Origin of the sequence: Phenylobacterium sp. LjRoot219, assembly GCF_964252995.1 — a bacterium.
GTDB lineage: Bacteria > Pseudomonadota > Alphaproteobacteria > Caulobacterales > Caulobacteraceae > Phenylobacterium.
In genome coordinates this window covers 147,838-165,587 of sequence record NZ_CAXUQI020000001.1, presented here as the reverse complement: position 1 = coordinate 165,587, position 17,750 = coordinate 147,838, and the positions used below count along the sequence as shown (strand labels likewise).

Here is a 17,750-nt window from a genome sequence, read left to right as displayed (position 1 = left end):
CGGACAGTTCCGCCCGTTCAACGAGAGGCTGTCCATGGCCGACGAGGCCCCTTCGACCGCCGGATCCTCCTCCACCGCCACCCGCAACGCCGTGGTCGTGCTGGCGGTGATCGCCGTCGGCGCCACCATGTACTGGCTGTCCGACATCCTCGCGCCGCTGGCGCTGGCGATGTTCCTGGCGATCACCGTCGACGGCTTCGTGCGGGTGCTGGCCCACCGCCTGCCGGGCCGATCGCGCCGCGCCGCCCTGCCGCTGGCGATGCTGCTCGTGCTGGCCATCTTCGGCAGCAGCGCCTTCTTCATCGCCGAGAACGCCACCAGCTTCGCCAACGAGGTGGCCGGCTACGCGCCCAAGCTCAACGAGCTGATCGCCCGGGCGGGAGCGGTGTTCGGGGTCGACGCGCCGGTCAGCATGGCGACGCTCGCCCAACAGCTCGATCCGGCGAAATACGCCGGCATGGCCGCCCGGGGGGTGCAGAACTTCACCTCCACCCTCGGCTTCGTCCTGATCTACGCGGCCTTCCTGATCGCCTCGCGCCGCAGCTTCGAGCGCAAGATGGTGGCGCTGTTCCGCAACCGCGGCAGCCGACAGGACGCGGTCGCCGCCTTCCTGCGCATCCGCGACTCGGTCGAGCGCTATCTCTGGGTCCAGACCGCGACCGGCCTGATGGTCGCCGGCGCCGCCTGGGTCGCCATGGTCGCGGTCGGGCTGAACGAAGCCGCCTTCTGGACCTTCCTGATTTTCGTCGCCTCCTACATCCCGATCATCGGCGGGGCGATCGCCATGCTCGTGCCGCCGTTCTTCGCGCTGCTGCAGTTCGACACCCTGTGGCAGCCGATCGTGCTGTTCATCGCGCTGAACGCCGTCACCCTGATCGTCGGCAACATCGTCTACCCGCGGATGCAGGGGCGCAGCATGAACATGGACCCGGTGGTGGTCCTGCTGTCGCTGGCCTTCTGGGGCTCGATCTGGGGCCTGACCGGGGCCTTCCTGTCGACGCCGCTGACGGTGATGATGATGGTCATCCTGGCGCAGTTCGACGGCTCCCGCTGGATCGCCGTGCTGCTCTCCGAGAAGGGCGATCCGCAGCAGCTGAAGGACGCCAAACCGGGCGTCGCGCCGGACGAGCCGGAGCCGCGCTGATCACAATAAGTTATGGAAGGCGGGGACCTTTTCCGTGTTCATCCGACCCCTATGTAAGGTGAGCCGCGGCCCCCACGGTCACGGCAGGTGCGTCCGCCCCTCGAGCCCGCGGACGCAGCGAGCCCAGAGCGAACCGCCGATCCCCCACGGCGGGACCGCACGCCGCCGGATGCTCTCCTCCGGCGGCGTCCTCGCTCGGGGCGCGGAGGCGCGTCGATGAGCAAGTCGCGGCGCGCCCCGTCTACGCCCGCAGAGGCCCCGCCCCGGACGTCGACACCCGTAAAATCCAGGTCCGCGAAGTCCGGTCTCGTCAGAGCCATCCTGCAGGAGATCGGCGACGACGCCGCCACCCGCGTCTTCGCCGAGCAGGCGGCCGACGACGTCATTCCGGCGGAGACTCCCGAACTCTCCGCCGCCGCCCTGGCGGCCAACCTCAGCGACTTCTGGCGCTTCGGCGAGCGCCGCCGCGGGCGTGGGCCGCTGGTCCGCATTGCTCCGGTGCTGGGAGCCGAGGCCGAGCTCGACCGGCTGGAGGTGGTGCAGGACGACTGCCCGTTCCTGGTCGACAGCGTCATGGGCGAGATCGCCGACCAGGGGCTCTCGGTGCGGGCCATGTTCCACCCGATGGTCGACCTGCACCGCGACCGCAGCGGCGTCCGGGCGGCCGCCGGCGCGCATCGGCGCGAGTCGATGATCCAGGTGATCCTCGAGCCGATCGGTCCCGACCGCGAAGCCGCGCTGACGGCCGGGATCCAGGCGACGCTCGCCGACGTCCACGCCGCGGTCGACGACTTCCCGGCGATGCGAGCGCTGATCGGCCGCACGATCGCCGAGCTGCGCGAGCGGCCCGGCAAGGCCACGCCGGAAGAGTTCGAGCTGCTGAGCTGGCTGGAGGCCGAGCGCTTCGTGTTCCTCGGCGCGCGGGTCTACGAGTTCCCACTGCTGCCGAACGGCGACTATGCGCCCGAGGAGCCGGTCTATCAGGCGAAGGACGGGCTCGGGATCCTACGCGATCCGGAACGCACCGTGCTGCGTCGCGCGCACGAGCCGGCCGTACTGATGCGCAAGGGCCAGGAACGGCTGTTCCGCGAGGCCGCCGTCACCGTCGCCAAGGCCAACGCCAAGAGCCGCGTGCACCGGCGCGGCTACATGGATTACGTCGGGATCAAGCGCTACGACGACGAGGGCCGGCCGCGCGGCGAGGTCCGCTTCATCGGCCTGTTCACCGCCGAGGCTTACGACCAGCCGGCGAGCGCCGTGCCGCTGTTGCGCGAGAAGGTCGCCCGGGTGCTGGAACGGGCGCACGCGACGCCCGGCGGCCACAACGAAAAGCGGCTGAAGAACATCCTGGAGAACCATCCCCGGGACGAACTCTTCCAGATCAGCGAGGACGAGCTGCTCAGCCAGGCGCTGGGCATCCTGCACCTCTACGACCGGCCGCGGGTCGGCCTGTTCGAGCGCCGCGATCCGCTGGACCGGTTCGCCTCGGTGCTGCTGCTCCTGCCGCGCGACCAGTACGATTCCGAGGTGCAGCGACGCGCCGGCGAGCTGCTGGCGCAGGCCTACAAGGGTCGCCTCTCCGCGGCCTATCCGGCGATGCTCAGCGCGCCGCTAGCGCAGATCCACTACATCGTCGGCTTCGTCCCGGGCGCGCATCCCTGGCCCGACCTGAAGGCGCTGGAGACGGTCGTCGCCGAGACCGCGCGCCGCTGGCGCGACCGCTTCGAGGCGGCGGTGCGCGCCGGCGCCAAGGCGCCCGACGCCGTCGCCATGACGCTCGCCCGGTACTGCGACGCCTTCCCGCCCGGCTACCAGGCGCGGTTCGAGCCGGCCGAGGCGCTAGCCGACATCGCGGTGGTCGAGGCGCTCGGCGAGGCGTCGGTGCGCGCCCGCGCCTACCGCGCGCCGAGCGACGGCCCGACGCAGTTCCGCTTCAAGCTGTATCACGCCGGCGCCCCGGCCCCGCTCGCCGACGTGCTGCCGATCCTCGAGAACATGGGCCTGAAGGCGATGGCCGAGGCGGGCTTCCCGATCAGCCGCGCCGATGCGCCGCCGGTCTGGGTGCACGACTTCGAAATCGACGACCCGCGCGGCGAGCACCTCGTCTTCTCCGAGGTGAAACAGGCGTTCGAGGAGGCGGTGGCGGCGGTCTGGACCGGCCAAACCGAGAACGACGGCTTCAACCGGCTGGTGCTCGAGCTCTCGATCCCGTGGCGTGACGCGGCCCTGGTGCGCGCCCTGGCCCGCTACCGCCAGCAGTCCGGGCTCGATCCGACCCAGCGGACCCAGGAAGAAGCGCTGGCCAACCATCCAGGGGTCGGGCGGCTGATCCTCGACCTGTTCCGCACCCGCTTCGACCCGGCGATCCGCGCCGAGCCCGGCGTCCGCCGCGAGCAGGCGGCCAACGTCATGGGCGCGATCCTCGAAGCGCTGCAGCACGTCGACAGCCTCGACGAGGACCGGGTGCTGCGCCGCCTGGCGCAGCTGGTCCAGGCGATCCAGCGGACCAACTACTATCAGCTGGGCGCCGACGGCCGGCCGAAGCCCTACATCGCCTTCAAGGTGGCCAGCGGCGAGCTCGCCGACCTGCCGGCGCCGAAGCCGTTCCGCGAGATCTTCGTCTGGGCGACGCACGTCGAGGGCGTGCACCTGCGCTTCGGGCCGGTCGCCCGCGGCGGGCTGCGCTGGAGCGACCGTCGCGACGACTTCCGCACCGAGGTGCTCGGCCTGGTGAAGGCCCAGCAGGTGAAGAACGCGGTGATCGTGCCGGTCGGCTCGAAAGGCGGCTTCTATCCCAAGCGCCTGCCGAAGGGCGGGACCCCGGAGGCGGTGCGCGCCGAGGCGATCGCCGCCTACACGACCTTCCTCAGCGGCCTGCTCGACCTCACCGACAACCTGACGCCCGACAATCGCGTCGTGCACCCGCCGGGCGTGATCGTCCACGACGCCGACGACCCCTATCTGGTGGTCGCCGCCGACAAGGGCACCGCCAGCTTCTCCGACATCGCCAACGAGATCGCCCAGTCCTACGGCTTCTGGCTCGGCGACGCCTTCGCCTCCGGCGGCTCGGCCGGCTACGACCACAAGGAGATGGGCATCACCGCCCGCGGCGCCTGGGAGGCGGTGAAGCGCCACTTCCGCGAGCTCGGCAAGGACATCCAGGCCGAACCGTTCAGCGTCATCGGCGTCGGCGACATGTCCGGCGACGTGTTCGGCAACGGCATGCTGCTGTCGGACAAGATCCGGCTGGTCGCCGCCTTCGACCACCGCCACGTCTTCCTCGATCCGGATCCGGACCCGGCGCGGTCGTTCGCCGAGCGCCAGCGGCTGTTCGCCCTGCCCCGCTCGTCCTGGGACGACTACGACCGCGCCGTGCTGTCGGCGGGCGGCGGGGTGTTCCCGCGAAGCCTGAAGTCGATCCCGCTGTCGCCGGAAATCCGCGCCGCGCTCGACATCCAGGCCGAGATGCTCAGTCCGGCGGACCTTGTCGCCGCCGTGCTCAAGGCCCCGGCCGAGCTGCTCTACCTCGGCGGTATCGGCACCTATGTGAAATCCAGCCGGGAATCCCAGGCCGACGTCGGCGACAAGGCCAACGACGCGGTGCGCATCGACGCCGGCGAGCTGCGCGTGCAGGTGGTGGGCGAAGGCGCCAACCTGGGCGTCACCCAGGCCGGACGCATCGAGTTCGCCCTGGCCGGCGGCCGCATCGACACCGACGCCATCGACAATTCGGCCGGCGTGGATTCCTCGGACCACGAGGTCAACATCAAGATCGTCACCGGCATGCTCGAGCGCTCGGGCAAGCTGACCCGCCGGCGACGCGACACCCTGCTGAAGTCGATGACCGAGGACGTGGCGTCCCACGTCCTGGCGCACAACTACAGCCAGACCCTGGCGCTTTCGCTGCTGGACCTGGACGCGCCTGGCGAGCTGGAGCCGCACGCCGACTTCATGGCCGAGCTGGAGGGCGAAGGCCGGCTCGACCGCAAGGTCGAGGGCCTGCCCGGCCGCGGTGAAATCGCCGCCCGCAAGGAGGCCGGCCTCGGCCTAACCCGGCCGGAGCTCGCCGTGCTGCTGGCCTACGGCAAGCTCGAGCTGAAGCACGACATGCGCGAGGCCGGCGCGGCCGAGGACGATTGGTTCGAGCGCTGCCTCGACGCCTATTTCCCGAAGCCGCTGCAGAAATATCAGGAGGCGATCCTGCGCCACCGGCTGCGGCCGGACATCATCGCAACCGTCGTCGCCAACGATGTGATCGACCGCTGCGGGCCGAGCTTTCCGAGCCGGCTGATGACCGCCGCCAACTGCGACGTGGGGGCCTTTGTCACCGGCTACGAGTCCGCCAAGACGGTGCTGGAACTGCCGGCGGCCTGGAACGCGGTCTCGGCGCTCGACGGCGTCATCCCGGCGGCGGGTCAGATGGCGCTCTATCGCCAGCTCGCCTCGGCGCTGCGCGGCGCGACCTTCTGGCTGGCGCGGCGGGCAGCGCGCGCCAACGCCGATGTCGAGACCCTGGTCAACCGCTACGCCGAAGGCTTCCGCAGCCTGCGCTCACTCGGCCCCGAGGTCGCCACCCCGGTCGAGCGAAACACCCTGGACGCCCTCGCCCGCCGGCTGGTCGAGGCCGGCGCGCCCGAGGACCTCGCCCGCACCGCCGCGGTGCTGCAGGCGATCAGCACCGCCCCCGACCTGATCGACCTGGCCGAGGCCGGCGGCTGGCCGCTGCGCAACGCCGCCTGGCTCTACGCGGCGGTCGGCGAGGCCTTCGCCTTCGACCGGCTGCGCGCCGCGGCCGCGGGCTATGCGGTCGGCGACAGTTTCGAGCGCACGGCGCTGCGTCGGTTGATCGAGGAGTTGCTGGTCGAACAGGCGACCCTGACCCGGGCGGTGATGGCGACCGCCGAGCCGCGCAGGACCACCGATCCGGCCGCCGCCCGCGCCGCGGTCGCCGCCTGGTCCGCGCCGCGGGGCGACCAGGTCGCCGCGGCCGCCCGCACCCTGCAGGCGATCGAGGCCGCCGCCGGCCCGTGGACCTTCGCCAAGCTCACCATCGCCAACGCCGCCCTGCGCGAACTGGCGCTGACCGGCGGGGGACGGCCTAAGAGGAAGTAGTCTCCCTCCCCTTTATGGGGAGGGGACGACCGCGAAGCGGTCAGGGGTGGGGCAGTTGGGACTGGGCTCTCAACGCGGAGCTTGAGCCACCCTTCCCCACCCTGCTCGCCTGCGGCGAGCTTTCCCTCCCCATTAAGGGGAGGGAGCTTGGGCTAGTGCCGGAACACCCGCACGCCGGTGAAGACCATGGCGAGGCCGCGTTCGTCGGCGGCTTCGATGACCTTCTCGTCGCCGATCGAGCCGCCGGGCTGGATCACCGCGGTGCAGCCGGCGTCGGCGGCCTGGATCAGGCCGTCGGGGAACGGGAAGAAGGCTTCCGACGCGCAGGCCGAGCCCTTCAGGTCGAGCCCGAAGTCGGCGGCGCGCAGGGCGGCGATGCGGGCGCTGTCCTTGCGGTTCATCTGGCCCGCGCCGATGCCCAGGGTCTGGCCCTGGCGGGCGTAGACGATGGCGTTCGACTTCACGTGCTTGGCGATGGTGAAGGCGAACAGCATGTCGCGCACTTCCGCGTCGGTCGGCGCGCGCTTGGTCACCACCTTCAGGTCGGCCGGGGTCAGGCGTGCGGTGTCGCGGCTCTGCACCAGGAAGCCGCCGGCGACCGAGCGGAAGGTGTCGCCCGGCGCGTTCGGATCCGGCAGACCGCCCGTCGTCAGTAGACGGACGTTCTTCTTCTTGCGGAACAGGGCGACCGCGTCCTCGTCGGCCTCGGGCGCGATCACCACCTCGGTGAAGACCTCGAGCACCTTGGCCGCGGTGGCCGCGTCAAGCCGGGTGTTCAGGGCGACGATGCCACCGAACGCGCTGGTCGGGTCGCAGGCCAGCGCCCGCTCATAGGCTTCCAGCAGCGAGCCGCCGGTGGCCACGCCGCAGGGGTTGGCGTGCTTGATGATCGCGCAGGCCGGAGCGTTGGCCGGATCGAACTCGGCGATCAGCTCATAGGCCGCGTCGGTGTCGTTGATGTTGTTGTAGCTGAGCTCTTTGCCCTGCAGCTGCTGGGCGGTGGCGACGCCGGTGCGCGGGTTGGCGAAGCGGTAGAAGGACGCCTTCTGGTGCGGGTTCTCGCCGTAGCGCATGGTCTGGACCAGCTCGCCGGCGAACGCGCGGCGGCGCGGCGCCTCATCGCCCAGCTCCTTGGCGAACCAGCTGGAGATGGCCGCGTCATAGGCCGCGGTGCGGGCGTAGGCGCGGGCGGCGAGCTTTTTGCGCAGGTCGAGGCTAGTGGTCCCCTCGGCCTTCAGCTCGGCCAGGACGTCCTCAACGTCGGCGATCTTGGTACAGACCGCGACATAGCCGTGGTTCTTGGCCGCCGAACGGATCATCGCCGGGCCGCCGATGTCGATGTTCTCGACCGCGTTGGCGTAGTCGGCGCCGGAGGCCACGGTGGACTCGAACGGGTAGAGGTTGACGTAGACCAGGTCGATCCCGCCGATCCCGTGCTCCTCCATCGCCTTCTTGTGCTCGGGCGCGTCACGCACGCCGAGCAGGCCGCCGTGCACCACCGGGTGCAGCGTCTTCACCCGTCCATCCATCATCTCGGGGAAGCCGGTCAGTTCGGAGATGTCCTTCACCGACAGGCCGGCGTCGGCGATCGCCTTGCGCGTGCCGCCGGTGGAGACCAGCTCCACGCCCATGGCGGCGAGCGCCTTGGCGGCGTCGATCAGGCCGGTCTTGTCGGAGACCGAGATCAGGGCGCGACGAACGGGCGCGCGATCGGAAGCGGCGGGAAAATCGGGGGCGGCGGGCAAGGCGTTCTCCTGGCAGAGCTTCAAGGACAAGGCCCAGGCGAGCGGCAAAGCTAGCCCTGCGCTCCCCGGTGGTCGCCCACCTTACATCGCCAGTCACGCAGGTCGCGGCGGACTTAAGCCCCGCCCGCTTCGCCGTCAACGCGGCCGGCGGCCGACAGCTTCCAGCGCACGCCTGCGCCGTCGGAGATCCGGGCCTGGCCGCGCAGCACGATCTGCTGCGAGCGGCGCGGCTGGCCCTGGGTGTAATGTACCGACGGCTCCAGCACGACCTCGATGGCGTCGTTGTGCAGCCACCAGCCGCGCTCGTCGCCCTCGGCCTTCAAGAGCACGCTCTTCTTGTCGCGGGCGATCTGCGCCTGGACATCCGGATGCAGGTGAAAACGGACCATGAAGGGCACGAAGCGCCGCGCGTTCGGCTTGGCCTCACCGGACACCGGCGTGAACCGGTCCTCGCCGCGCAGTTCGTCGGTCAGCATGTCGAGATACAGCCGACGCTCGTGGCGCAGGCCGAACCGCTCGGCCCAGCCGTCGTGGGTCAGCTCCAGCCACAGGGCGCCCTGCGCCTCATGACGCTTGGCCTCGACCTTGCGGACCGCCCCGGCCAGCCGGGGGCCGAGCACGTCGGCGGTGAAGCCGCGCAGCGGCGCGCCGCAGGCGGCGTCGCCGATCGAGGCGGTGGACGCGGCGTCCACCAGCCGCATCGCCTGGGGCGCGTGCGCGTCGGGCGACCAGCCGCCGCCGACGATCAGCCGCCGCTGGCCGACCAGCACCTCGATGGCCAGCGGCTGGGCGCAGGCCGCGACGCTCCATGCGCCCTCGGCCGGCGGAGCGGCGTCGGCGCAGACCTGCAGCGAACGCGACTCCAGCCGATGGTAGCCGTTGCGCGAGGCCGGTCCGGCGCGATCGCGGATCTCGTCCTGAGCCCGCGCCGCCGCGACATAGGCCCGGGCGCACTCCTCCCCGCCCTGGAAGGCGGCGAGCCGGCCGTCCGCCAGGGTGAAGAAGCGCACCGCACCCGACAGCCGGTCGATCGCCCGCAGCAGCTCTTCCGGGGCCGACATCCCGCGCTGGGCCAGGGCGTCGTCCAGGGTCGACAGGTCGTACAGCAGCTCCAGCGCCGCCTGCGGACTGCGCGAGGCGTGGCCGCCGTCCGGCGTCACCGTCTGGGGCAGCACCCGGCGCAGCCGCGCCAGCCCCTGCTCCAGCAGCCGCTCGCCGGCCCTGCCGGACAGGGCGGCGCCGGCGATCGCCGCGACCGCCGCCCGCTCGGCCTGCCGCGCCGGGCCCTCGTCGATCTGCAGCAGCCGACGCGCTTGCCGGCAGAGGTCGAGCGAGATCTGCGCCACCTCGGCGTCGGAGGCGCGCGCGCACAGCGTCTTGGCGGCGCAGGCCAGGTTGAACACCCGCCGCTCAAGGACCTCGGCGCTCCAGGCGAAACCGTTCCAGCGCCCGAAGACGCGCGACCATTCGAGCGTCAGCCGCAGCCCTTCGCCCGCGCCTTCCGGCCCAGCGGCCAAGAGGTCGCGCATCCAGCCGAAGCGGTGCAGCAGGACGGCGAAGCGGCGGGTGGGGCTGGCGCGGTTCCAGGGATCGCCGCGCACGCCCGGCGCCAGCGTCTCGCCGCCGAGCACAAAGGCCCCGGCGAGGATCTGCTTGCCGGCGCTGGCGTTGGCCGGCCGCAGGTCGCGGGGCATGGCGGCCAGCCCGTCGGGCCGGCCCCGCGCCAGGAGCCAGCGATGCAGCGGGGTCCCGGCCCATTCCTGGCCGACCCGGCGACGGGCGGCGAGCGCGAGCGCAAAAGCGACGTGGCGGCCGGGCAGTCGTTCGATGCCTGAGCCTCCCGCCATCGTCCTTCGCTCAGCCGCCCCGCAGCGCGCGAATGTTGTCGGCGTATTTGGCCGGGCCGCCGCGGAACACCGCGCTGCCGGCGACCAGGGCGGTCGCGCCGGCGGCGATGCATTGCGGCGCAGTGTCCGGCGTCACCCCGCCGTCAACCTCCAGGATGATGTCACAGCCGCTGGCGTCGATCATCTGGCGCAGCCGCTCGACCTTGCGCAGTTGCCCGGCGATGAAGCTTTGGCCGCCGAAGCCGGGGTTCACCGACATCACCAGCATCAGGTCGATGTCCTCGATGATCCATTCGATCGCCGAGACGTCGGTCGAGGGGTTGAACACCACCCCGGCCTTGGCCCCGAGTTCGCGGATCCGCTTCACCGTGCGGTGAAGGTGCGGGCCGCTTTCCGGATGGACGCTGAGCAGGTCGGCGCCGGCGGCGACGAAGGCCTCCAGGTAGGGATCGACCGGCGCGATCATCAGGTGCACGTCGAACGGGATCTTCACGTGCGGCTTCAGCGCCTTCACGACGTCCGGGCCGATGGTGATGTTCGGCACGAAGTGGCCGTCCATCACGTCGATGTGCAGCCAGTCGGCGCCGGCGGCCTCAACCGCGCGGCACTCCTCGCCCAGCCGCGAAAAGTCCGAGGCGAGGATGGAGGGAGCAATGATCGGCGTGGAGCTCATGATCTGCCAATAATCTGATGCGGCGGCCGCTGCCAGGGGTTGTCGTACGGTGAAGCTCCCTTGAAACGGGAGCCCCTACCCGCGGCGCAGCCTCGCCGCGTAGAATCCATCCATTCCGCCCGCAATGTGATGCGGCAAGATGCGCACGGTTCCGTCCGGCCGGCGGCTGGCCTCCGGCGCGCCGCCCTCGCCGCTGGCGATCGGCTCGACGGCGAAGTCCTTATGGCGCTGCAGGAAGGCCGCGACCTGCGCCTCGCCCTCCTCCGGCTCCAGCGAACAGACGCAGTAGACCAGCCGGCCGCCCGGCTTGACCCGCTTGGCCGCGGCGTCGAGCAGCCGCGACTGGATGGCGGCGAGGCCGGCGATGTCGCTGGGCTTGGCCGCCCACAGCACGTCGGGATGTCGGCGGAAGGTGCCGGTCGCCGAACAGGGCGCGTCGAGCAGCACGGCGTCGAAGGTGCGCCCGTCGCGCCAGGCGCCGGCGTCGGCCGTGACGACCTCGGCCGACAGGCCGGCGCGCGCGAGGTTCTCGCCCACCCGCTTGATCCGCGGCGCGGCGCGGTCGAGTGCGGTCACCGTCGCGCCGGCGGCCGCCAATTGCAGCGTCTTGCCGCCAGGCGCCGCGCACATGTCGAGCGCGGTCTGGCCGCGCTGAACGTCGAGCAGCCGGGCGGGGATCGCCGCGGCGGCGTCCTGCACCCACCAGCCGCCCTCGGCGAACCCGGGCCAGGCGGCGATGTCGCCACGCCGGCCGGTGCGCACGGAGCCGCCGGGCAGCATCTCGCCTTCCAGCTCCGCGGCGAGCGCCGCGGCCTGGGCGGGATCCTTCAGCGACAGGTCGGTCGCCGGCTCCTCGGCGATCTGGGCGGCGATCGCCCGGGCCGTCTCGCCGCCAAAGGCCGCGCTCCAGCGGGCGTAGAGCCACGGCGGGGCCAGCCGCTCGGGGTCGTCGAGTTGCGGCGGCTCGCGCGTCAGCGCGCGCAGCACGGCGTTGACCAGCCCCTTGAAGGCTTGGCTCTGATTGGACGCCTGGGCGAGGTCCACGGCGCTCGAGACCGCGGCGTGGGCCGGCGTCTCCAGCACGAAGAGCTGCGCCGCGCCGAGCCGGAGGATCTGCACGACCCGGTCCGGCGGCGGCTTGCGCACCCGCGCCTGCAGCGCCTGGTCGATCGGGCCGAGCCTGCGCAGCGTCGCCATCACCAGGGCGCGGGCGAAGGCGCGGTCGCGCGGCGACAGCGCCGCGAGCGCCGGATGGGCGAGGCCCTCCTCGAGGCCGGCGCGCCCTGACAGGGCCGCGGTCAGGAGGTCGAGGGCGGCGGCGCGGGCGGGCAGGCCTGCGGTCTCGGACGATGAAGTCGGCGGGTCAGATTGGCTCACCCGCGGGGGCGTGCCCCCTCAGAGCCGCCGACGCAAGGGAATTGCGCGTCAGGCCGCCGTCGCCGGCGTCCGGGCGGCGACCTTCAGGACGGCGACGCCGAAGATCAGCATGCCGAGCACGAGCAGGACCTCGCCGGCCGACATCACCGGGATCACCGACGGATCGCCTTTCAGCAGCATGGCGAGCAACGGCAGGGTGATCAGGTTACCGAGATTGGAGACCGCGAAGTTCAGCCAGGCCAGCCGCGGCGGCGCCAGCTCCCCGGCCAGGCCGTAGAAGGCCCCCATCAGCGCCAGGCTGGCCCATCCCAGCAGGTTGATGTGAGCATGGACCGGCGCGAGGCTGTGGTCGTTGGAGGCGCCCATGACGACGCCGAGCACCATGCCCACCAGCGCATAAAGGACGGCGGCGCCAAAGAAGGCGACGGTGATCCGAGACACGGTTTTTCTCCCCCCTGGAAAACCACGATATCTGAGCTGCGTCGCGGGGCATGGCAACGCTGGCTTTTGCCGGGCGCGCGGCCTAGATGAGCCGCATGGACGACACCCCCCCGAACGCCGCGCCTGGCAAGGCGCTGACGCCCGCCGCGCGCCGCGCGCTCGAGGAAGCCGAAGCCCGCCGCCAGGCCGACGCCGACGCCCAGGCCGCCGCCGAGGAGCAAGGCGGCCCCAAGGGCCTGGAGCCGACCCGCTTCGGCGACTGGGAGCGCAAGGGCATCGCCGTCGATTTCTGAGCGGCTGTCATCCCGGAAGGCGTGCAGCGTTTGTCCGGGATCCAGGAACACGGCGCGGCCGGAGGTGGCGCGGCCGTCTGTCGAAAAGTCCTGACGCGCCGTGTTCCTGGATCCCGGTCTTCGCTGCGCGAAACCGGGATGACAGGCCTTCCATGTCCGATAACCGCCAGCGATCCGGCGGGCGGGCGCCTATCTTCCCTGCATGACCCAGTTCACCCTGTTCGAGACGCCGCTCGGTTGGGCGGCAGTCGCCTGGACGCCGGCGGGGCTGTCGAGCGTCCGCCTGCCGCAGGCCCGCCGCGAAAGCGCGCTCGCCGCCGTGATGCGCCGCACGCCGGACGCCGAAGCCGCCGAACCGCCGCCGCCGATCGCCGCGGTGATCGACGACATCCGTAGCGTGCTGGCCGGCGGCGCGCCGGACTTCGCGACGGCGCCGCTCGACCTGTCGCGCACGCCGGAGTTCAACGCCCGGGTCTATGCGGTCGCCCGCAAAATTCGCCCGGGTGAAACCCTGACCTATGGCGAAGTCGCCGAACGGCTCGGCGACAAGCGGCTGGCGCGCGACGTCGGCCAGGCGCTCGGCCAGAATCCCTGGCCGATCGTCGTCCCCTGTCATCGGGTGACCGCGGCCGGCGGCAAGCTCGGCGGCTTCTCGGCGCCCGGCGGCGCGACGACGAAACTGAAGCTGCTGGCGCTCGAAGGCGCCCCGGCCGCTGCGCAGAGCGATCTGTTCGGATAGGCGTAGATACTCCCCCTGAGGGGGAGCTGTCCCGAAGGGTCTGAGGGGGTTGAAGTCCGCGGGCTCTGCGGCTGGAACCCCCTCCGTCGGCTGCGCCGACACCTCCCCCTGTAGGGGAGGATCTAGCACTTACGCCCGGGTCAGCCGGCGGCAGATCTCGTCGAGCTGTTCGAGGCTGGCGTAGCGGATCTTCACCTCGCCGGCGCCGCCGCGATCGGCGATGTCGACGCTCATGCCGAGCGCGTCCTCGAGATCGGTCTCCAGCGCAGCGGTGTCGGCGTCCTTGGATGCGCGGCGCGGACCGGAGGCCTTCTTCGGCCCGGCGGCCTTGGCGCGCACCAGCGCTTCGGTGTCGCGCACCGACAGGCCCTTGGCGACGACCAGTTCGGCGACCGTCTCCTGGTCGTCGCAGGCCAGGATCGCCCGCGCGTGACCGGCCGACAGCCGGCCGAACAGCACATGGTCCTGCACGCCTTGCGGCAGCTGCAGCAGGCGCAGGGTGTTGGCGACGTGGCTGCGGCTCTTGCCGACCGACTTCGACGCCTGCTCCTGGGTGTAGCTCATCCGGCCCATCAGGCTTTCGTAAGCCTTGGCCTCTTCCATCGCGTTGAGGTCTTCGCGCTGGACGTTCTCGACGATGGCGATCTCGTAGGCGCGGTCGTCGCCGAGCTCACGGACCAGCGCCGGAATCACGGTCAGGCCGGCGCGCTGGCTGGCCCGCCAGCGGCGTTCGCCGGCGACGATCTCGAACTCGCCGGCGCGCGACGGCGACGGCCGGACCAGGATCGGCTGCAGCACGCCGGTGGAGCGGATCGACTCCTCCAGCTCGGCGATCTCGGCCTCGGAGAAATGCTGCCGCGGCTGGGCCGGGTTGCGGTGGATCAGTTCGATCGGGATCTCGCGCGCGCCTTCCAGCCCCGGGCCGGCGCTCGCCGGCCGGCCCTCGGCGACGATCGTTTCGTCCTCGGACTCACCCAACAGGGCCGACAGACCCCGACCCAGCCCTCTGCGGCTTTCGACTGCCATCACCATCTCCTCAGGCCGCGCCGGCCGCGAGCTCCTGGCGGCGCGCGCGCTCGCGCAGCACCACCTCGCGGGCGAGCTTCAGGTAGGCCTGGCTCCCCGCACACTTCAGGTCATAGACGAGCGCCGGCTTGCCGAACGACGGCGCCTCCGACACCCGCACGTTCCGCGGGATCACCGTGTCGTAGACCGTCGAACCGAAATGGCCGCGCACGTCGCCGGCCACCTGTTCCGACAGGCTGTTGCGGCGGTCGTACATGGTCAGCACGACGCCCTGGATCTCCAGTCGCGGATTGAGGCTGCCGCGCACCAGGTCGATGGTCCGCATTAGCTGGGTCAGGCCCTCGAGCGCGAAGAACTCGCACTGCAGCGGCACCAGCACCGCGTCGGCCGCGGCCATGGCGTTGACCGTCAGCAGGTTGAGCGACGGCGGGCAGTCGATCAGCACATAGGTGTAGTGGCCCGTCTGGCGCACCGGCTCCAGCGCGTCGCGCAGCTTGAACGAGCGGCGGGCCTGCTGGCCGAGCTCCAGCTCGACGCCGGACAGGTCGGGGTCGGCCGGCACCAGGTCGAGGCCCGGCAGGTCGGTCGTCACGACCGCATCGCCGATCGGCTTTTCGCCCATCAGCACGTCGTAGAGGGTGAACTTGCGCCGCGCCCGGCCGACGCCAAGGCCAGTGGAGGCGTTGCCCTGCGGGTCGGAGTCGACCAGCAGCACCTTCTCGCCGACGGCGGCGAGCGCCGTGCCGAGGTTGATCGCGGTCGTGGTCTTGCCCACCCCGCCCTTCTGGTTTGCGATCACCAGGACGCGCAGCGGCCGGTCAGACTTTTCGGGCACGACCCAGTCTCCTCACGCGCACGATCTGGCCTCGGGGATCACTCAGAGACGGTACGGTATCCGCCTCGAATTCCCAAGATTTAGCCGCATCTTCCAGCTCGGCTGCTACATCTTGTCCCTTCAGGAACAATCCGAGCGCACCGGCCTTCAGGTAGGGCTGAGCGTACCCGAGCAGGCGGCCGAGCGGGGCGCAAGCGCGCGCGGTGACGATGTCCACAGCTAGCTGCAGGTTTTCCGCACGCGCATTGTGCACCGTCGCCGGCAGGCCAAGTTCGCCGACCACTTCCGACAGGAAGCGGCAGCGCTTGGTCATGCTCTCCACCAGGTGGACATGGAAGCCGTCGCGGCCCTTGCCCATGATCGCCAGCACCAGGCCCGGCAGGCCAGCCCCGGCCCCGAGGTCGGCCCACACCTGCGCCTCCGGTGCGAGCTTGAGCAGCTGGGCGGAATCCCAGGCGTGGCGGTTCCAGTAGACCTCGAGCGTCGCCGGCCCGATCAGGTTCATCCGCTCGTTCCACTCGGCGAGCAGTTCACGGAAACGGGCGAGATCGGCCATCTGCGCCGGCGTCGCGCCGGTCGCGCGCGCGAAGCTCTCCGCGTCGACGACGTCCTCCCAGTCAGCTCCCCCCAAGGCGCTCTCCTCAGGCCGCGCGACGGCGGACGTGGGCGAGCAGCGCGGTGAGCGCGCCGGGCGTCACGCCTTCGATCCGCGCCGCCTGGCCGAGCGTCAGCGGACGCACCGCGGCGAGCTTCTCGCGCACCTCGTTCGAGAGGCCGCCGACGCCGGCGTAGTCGAGGTCGGCCGGCAGCCGCAGGTTTTCGTCGCGCCGGAAGGCTTCGGCGTCCGCCGCCTGCCGGTCGAGGTAGCCGGCGTAGCCGGCGTCGATCGCCAGCTGCTCGCGCACCGCTGGCGACCAGTCGCCAAGCTGCGGCCAGATCGCCGCCAGATCGTCGAAGCTGATGGTCGGATAGGCCAGCAGCTGCAACAGGTCGCGGCGCTGGCCGTCGGCCTTCACCGGCAGGCCGGCGTTCGCCGCGGCCGCCGGCGTCAGCGTCAGCGCCTTCGCCTGGGCGCGGGCGTCGGCGAGCGCCGCGGCCTTGGCGCCGAAGGCCGTCGCACGGACCGAGCCGACGACGCCGAGCTCGACGCCGCGCGCCGTCAGCCGCTGGTCGGCGTTGTCGGCGCGCAGGGTCAGGCGGAACTCAGCCCGGCTGGTGAACATCCGATAGGGCTCGGTGACGCCGCGGGTGACGAGGTCGTCGATCAGCACGCCGATGTAGGCCTCGTCGCGGGCGAACTGCGCGGGCTCGGCGCCCGACACGGCGCGCGCGGCGTTGAGCCCGGCGACCAGGCCTTGCGCGCCGGCTTCTTCATAGCCGGTCGTGCCGTTGATCTGGCCGGCGAGATAGAGGCCGGGCAGCGCCTTCACTTCGAGCGTCGGGAACAGCTCGCGCGGATCGACATAGTCGTACTCGATCGCGTAGCCGTGACGCCGAACCTGCACCTGCTCCAGTCCCGGGATGGTCCGCAGGAACAGGTCCTGGGTCTCCGCCGAAACCGAGGTCGAGACGCCGTTCGGATAGACGGTGTCGTCGTTGAGGCCTTCCGGCTCGAGAAAGATCTGGTGGCTGGTCTTGTCGGCGAAACGGACGACCTTGTCCTCGATCGACGGGCAGTAGCGCGGCCCCTTCCCCGACACCCGGCCGCCGTAGACCGCCGACTCCGCCAGCCGCTCGGCGATGATCCGGTGGGTCTCGGCCGTGGTGTAGGTGATGCCGCACTGGATCTGCGGCACGGTGATCTTGTCGGTCAGGAAGGAGAACGGCGTCGGCTCGTCGTCGGCCGCCTGCATTTCCAGCTTGTCCCAGGCGATCGTGCTGCCGACCAGCCGCGCCGGGGTGCCGGTCTTCAGCCGGCCCATCCGCAAGCCAAGCGCGTAGAGCCGATCGGATAGGCCGATCGCCGGGGCGTCGCCGACCCGGCCGGCGGGGATCCGCTCTTCGCCGCGATGGATCACGCCCTTCAGGAAGGTGCCGGTTGTCAGCACCACACGGCCGGCGGCGTAGGTCTCGCCCGACGCGCCGACCACGCCGGCGACCCGGCCGTCCTGGATGATCAGGTCTTCGACCGCCTCGGCCTGGACGGTCAGATTGGGGGTCGCGGCGAGCTCGGCCTGCATCGCCTCGCGGTACAGCCGCCGGTCGATCTGCGAACGCGGGCCGCGGACCGCCGCGCCCTTCGAACGGTTCAGCAGCCGGAACTGGATGCCGGCCTGGTCGGCGAGCCGGCCCATCAGCCCGTCGAGCGCGTCGATCTCGCGGACCAGATGGCCCTTGCCGAGTCCGCCGATCGCTGGGTTGCAGCTCATCTCGCCGAGCGTTTCGATCTTGTGGGTGAGCAGCAGGGTGCGGGCGCCGAAGCGCGCGGCGGCCGCCGCGGCTTCACAGCCGGCGTGGCCGCCCCCGATGATGATCACGTCCCAGCGCACTGGCGTCGGCTCCTGAGCCATTCATCACC

At 71.5% G+C, this 17,750-nt stretch carries 13 protein-coding genes and 1 riboswitch; of the genes, 4 read left to right on the top strand and 9 right to left on the bottom strand.

Features of this window, described 5'->3' with window-relative positions:
- The first annotated feature begins 34 nt into the window (after nucleotides 1–34).
- Nucleotides 35–1,144 (top strand): AI-2E family transporter, encoded by a 1,110-nt coding sequence (locus tag ACSQ14_RS00770; protein ID WP_436008750.1) that lies wholly within the window; start codon nucleotides 35–37, stop codon nucleotides 1,142–1,144.
- Between the two features lie 216 nt (nucleotides 1,145–1,360).
- The gene (locus tag ACSQ14_RS00765) at nucleotides 1,361–6,256 is read left to right on the top strand and encodes an NAD-glutamate dehydrogenase (RefSeq protein ID WP_436008748.1); all 4,896 of its coding nucleotides are present in this window, start codon (nucleotides 1,361–1,363) and stop codon (nucleotides 6,254–6,256) included.
- Nucleotides 6,257–6,408: 152 nt separating this feature from the next.
- On the opposite strand, the gene purH is transcribed toward ACSQ14_RS00765, so the two are convergent.
- From purH to ACSQ14_RS00740, 5 genes are all read right to left on the bottom strand, one after another.
- Nucleotides 6,409–8,001 (bottom strand): bifunctional phosphoribosylaminoimidazolecarboxamide formyltransferase/IMP cyclohydrolase, encoded by a 1,593-nt coding sequence (gene purH / locus ACSQ14_RS00760; protein WP_436008746.1) that lies wholly within the window; start codon nucleotides 7,999–8,001, stop codon nucleotides 6,409–6,411.
- A 24-nt stretch (nucleotides 8,002–8,025) separates the two neighbouring features.
- A riboswitch (ZMP/ZTP riboswitch) is annotated at nucleotides 8,026–8,108 on the bottom strand.
- Between the two features lie 6 nt (nucleotides 8,109–8,114).
- On the bottom strand, nucleotides 8,115–9,848 hold the full coding sequence (locus ACSQ14_RS00755; protein ID WP_436008744.1) for a heparinase II/III family protein: 1,734 nt from the start codon (nucleotides 9,846–9,848) through the stop codon (nucleotides 8,115–8,117).
- A 10-nt stretch (nucleotides 9,849–9,858) separates the two neighbouring features.
- Nucleotides 9,859–10,521, bottom strand: coding sequence for a ribulose-phosphate 3-epimerase (rpe, locus tag ACSQ14_RS00750; protein ID WP_436008742.1), 663 nt, complete (start codon nucleotides 10,519–10,521; stop codon nucleotides 9,859–9,861).
- 75 nt (nucleotides 10,522–10,596) lie between these two features.
- Complete coding sequence (locus ACSQ14_RS00745; protein ID WP_436008740.1) at nucleotides 10,597–11,898, bottom strand: RsmB/NOP family class I SAM-dependent RNA methyltransferase; 1,302 nt, start codon at nucleotides 11,896–11,898, stop codon at nucleotides 10,597–10,599.
- Nucleotides 11,899–11,946: 48 nt separating this feature from the next.
- Nucleotides 11,947–12,339, bottom strand: coding sequence for a hypothetical protein (locus ACSQ14_RS00740; protein WP_436008738.1), 393 nt, complete (start codon nucleotides 12,337–12,339; stop codon nucleotides 11,947–11,949).
- Between the two features lie 86 nt (nucleotides 12,340–12,425).
- On the opposite strand from ACSQ14_RS00740, the gene ACSQ14_RS00735 reads away from it, so the two are divergent.
- Both ACSQ14_RS00735 and ACSQ14_RS00730 read left to right on the top strand, forming a co-directional pair.
- Nucleotides 12,426–12,632: a DUF1674 domain-containing protein gene (locus ACSQ14_RS00735; protein ID WP_436008736.1), complete on the top strand. Its 207-nt coding sequence runs from the start codon at nucleotides 12,426–12,428 to the stop codon at nucleotides 12,630–12,632.
- Between the two features lie 202 nt (nucleotides 12,633–12,834).
- Nucleotides 12,835–13,371, top strand: coding sequence for a methylated-DNA--[protein]-cysteine S-methyltransferase (locus ACSQ14_RS00730; protein ID WP_436008734.1), 537 nt, complete (start codon nucleotides 12,835–12,837; stop codon nucleotides 13,369–13,371).
- 129 nt (nucleotides 13,372–13,500) lie between these two features.
- Here ACSQ14_RS00730 and ACSQ14_RS00725 read toward each other — a convergent pair whose 3' ends face one another.
- The 4 genes from ACSQ14_RS00725 to mnmG all read right to left on the bottom strand — a co-directional run bounded on the left by ACSQ14_RS00725 (nucleotide 13,501) and on the right by mnmG (nucleotide 17,742).
- Entirely contained in the window at nucleotides 13,501–14,397 is an 897-nt protein-coding gene (locus ACSQ14_RS00725) for a ParB/RepB/Spo0J family partition protein (protein ID WP_436008732.1), read from the bottom strand.
- Between the two features lie 10 nt (nucleotides 14,398–14,407).
- Complete coding sequence (locus tag ACSQ14_RS00720) at nucleotides 14,408–15,232, bottom strand: ParA family protein (protein ID WP_436008730.1); 825 nt, start codon at nucleotides 15,230–15,232, stop codon at nucleotides 14,408–14,410.
- Nucleotides 15,216–15,788, bottom strand: coding sequence for a 16S rRNA (guanine(527)-N(7))-methyltransferase RsmG (gene rsmG / locus ACSQ14_RS00715; RefSeq protein ID WP_436015307.1), 573 nt, complete (start codon nucleotides 15,786–15,788; stop codon nucleotides 15,216–15,218). The genes ACSQ14_RS00720 and rsmG overlap by 17 nt, the downstream gene beginning before the upstream one ends.
- A gap of 85 nt (nucleotides 15,789–15,873) precedes the next feature.
- Nucleotides 15,874–17,742 carry a tRNA uridine-5-carboxymethylaminomethyl(34) synthesis enzyme MnmG gene (mnmG, locus tag ACSQ14_RS00710; RefSeq protein ID WP_436008728.1) on the bottom strand — a complete coding sequence of 623 codons (1,869 nt, stop codon included), beginning with the start codon at nucleotides 17,740–17,742 and terminating at the stop codon, nucleotides 15,874–15,876.
- Nucleotides 17,743–17,750: the final 8 nt, after the last annotated feature.

Coding starts and splice junctions, on each gene's coding strand:
- ACSQ14_RS00725 (WP_436008732.1), bottom strand. CDS start 14,397: ATGGCAGTCGAAAGCCGCAGAGGGCTGGGTCGGGGTCTGTCGGCCCTG.
- rsmG (WP_436015307.1), bottom strand. CDS start 15,788: ATGGCCGATCTCGCCCGTTTCCGTGAACTGCTCGCCGAGTGGAACGAG.
- mnmG (WP_436008728.1), bottom strand. CDS start 17,742: ATGGCTCAGGAGCCGACGCCAGTGCGCTGGGACGTGATCATCATCGGG.
- rpe (WP_436008742.1), bottom strand. CDS start 10,521: ATGAGCTCCACGCCGATCATTGCTCCCTCCATCCTCGCCTCGGACTTT.
- ACSQ14_RS00755 (WP_436008744.1), bottom strand. CDS start 9,848: ATGGCGGGAGGCTCAGGCATCGAACGACTGCCCGGCCGCCACGTCGCT.
- ACSQ14_RS00765 (WP_436008748.1), top strand. CDS start 1,361: ATGAGCAAGTCGCGGCGCGCCCCGTCTACGCCCGCAGAGGCCCCGCCC.
- ACSQ14_RS00735 (WP_436008736.1), top strand. CDS start 12,426: ATGAGCCGCATGGACGACACCCCCCCGAACGCCGCGCCTGGCAAGGCG.
- ACSQ14_RS00770 (WP_436008750.1), top strand. CDS start 35: ATGGCCGACGAGGCCCCTTCGACCGCCGGATCCTCCTCCACCGCCACC.
- ACSQ14_RS00730 (WP_436008734.1), top strand. CDS start 12,835: ATGACCCAGTTCACCCTGTTCGAGACGCCGCTCGGTTGGGCGGCAGTC.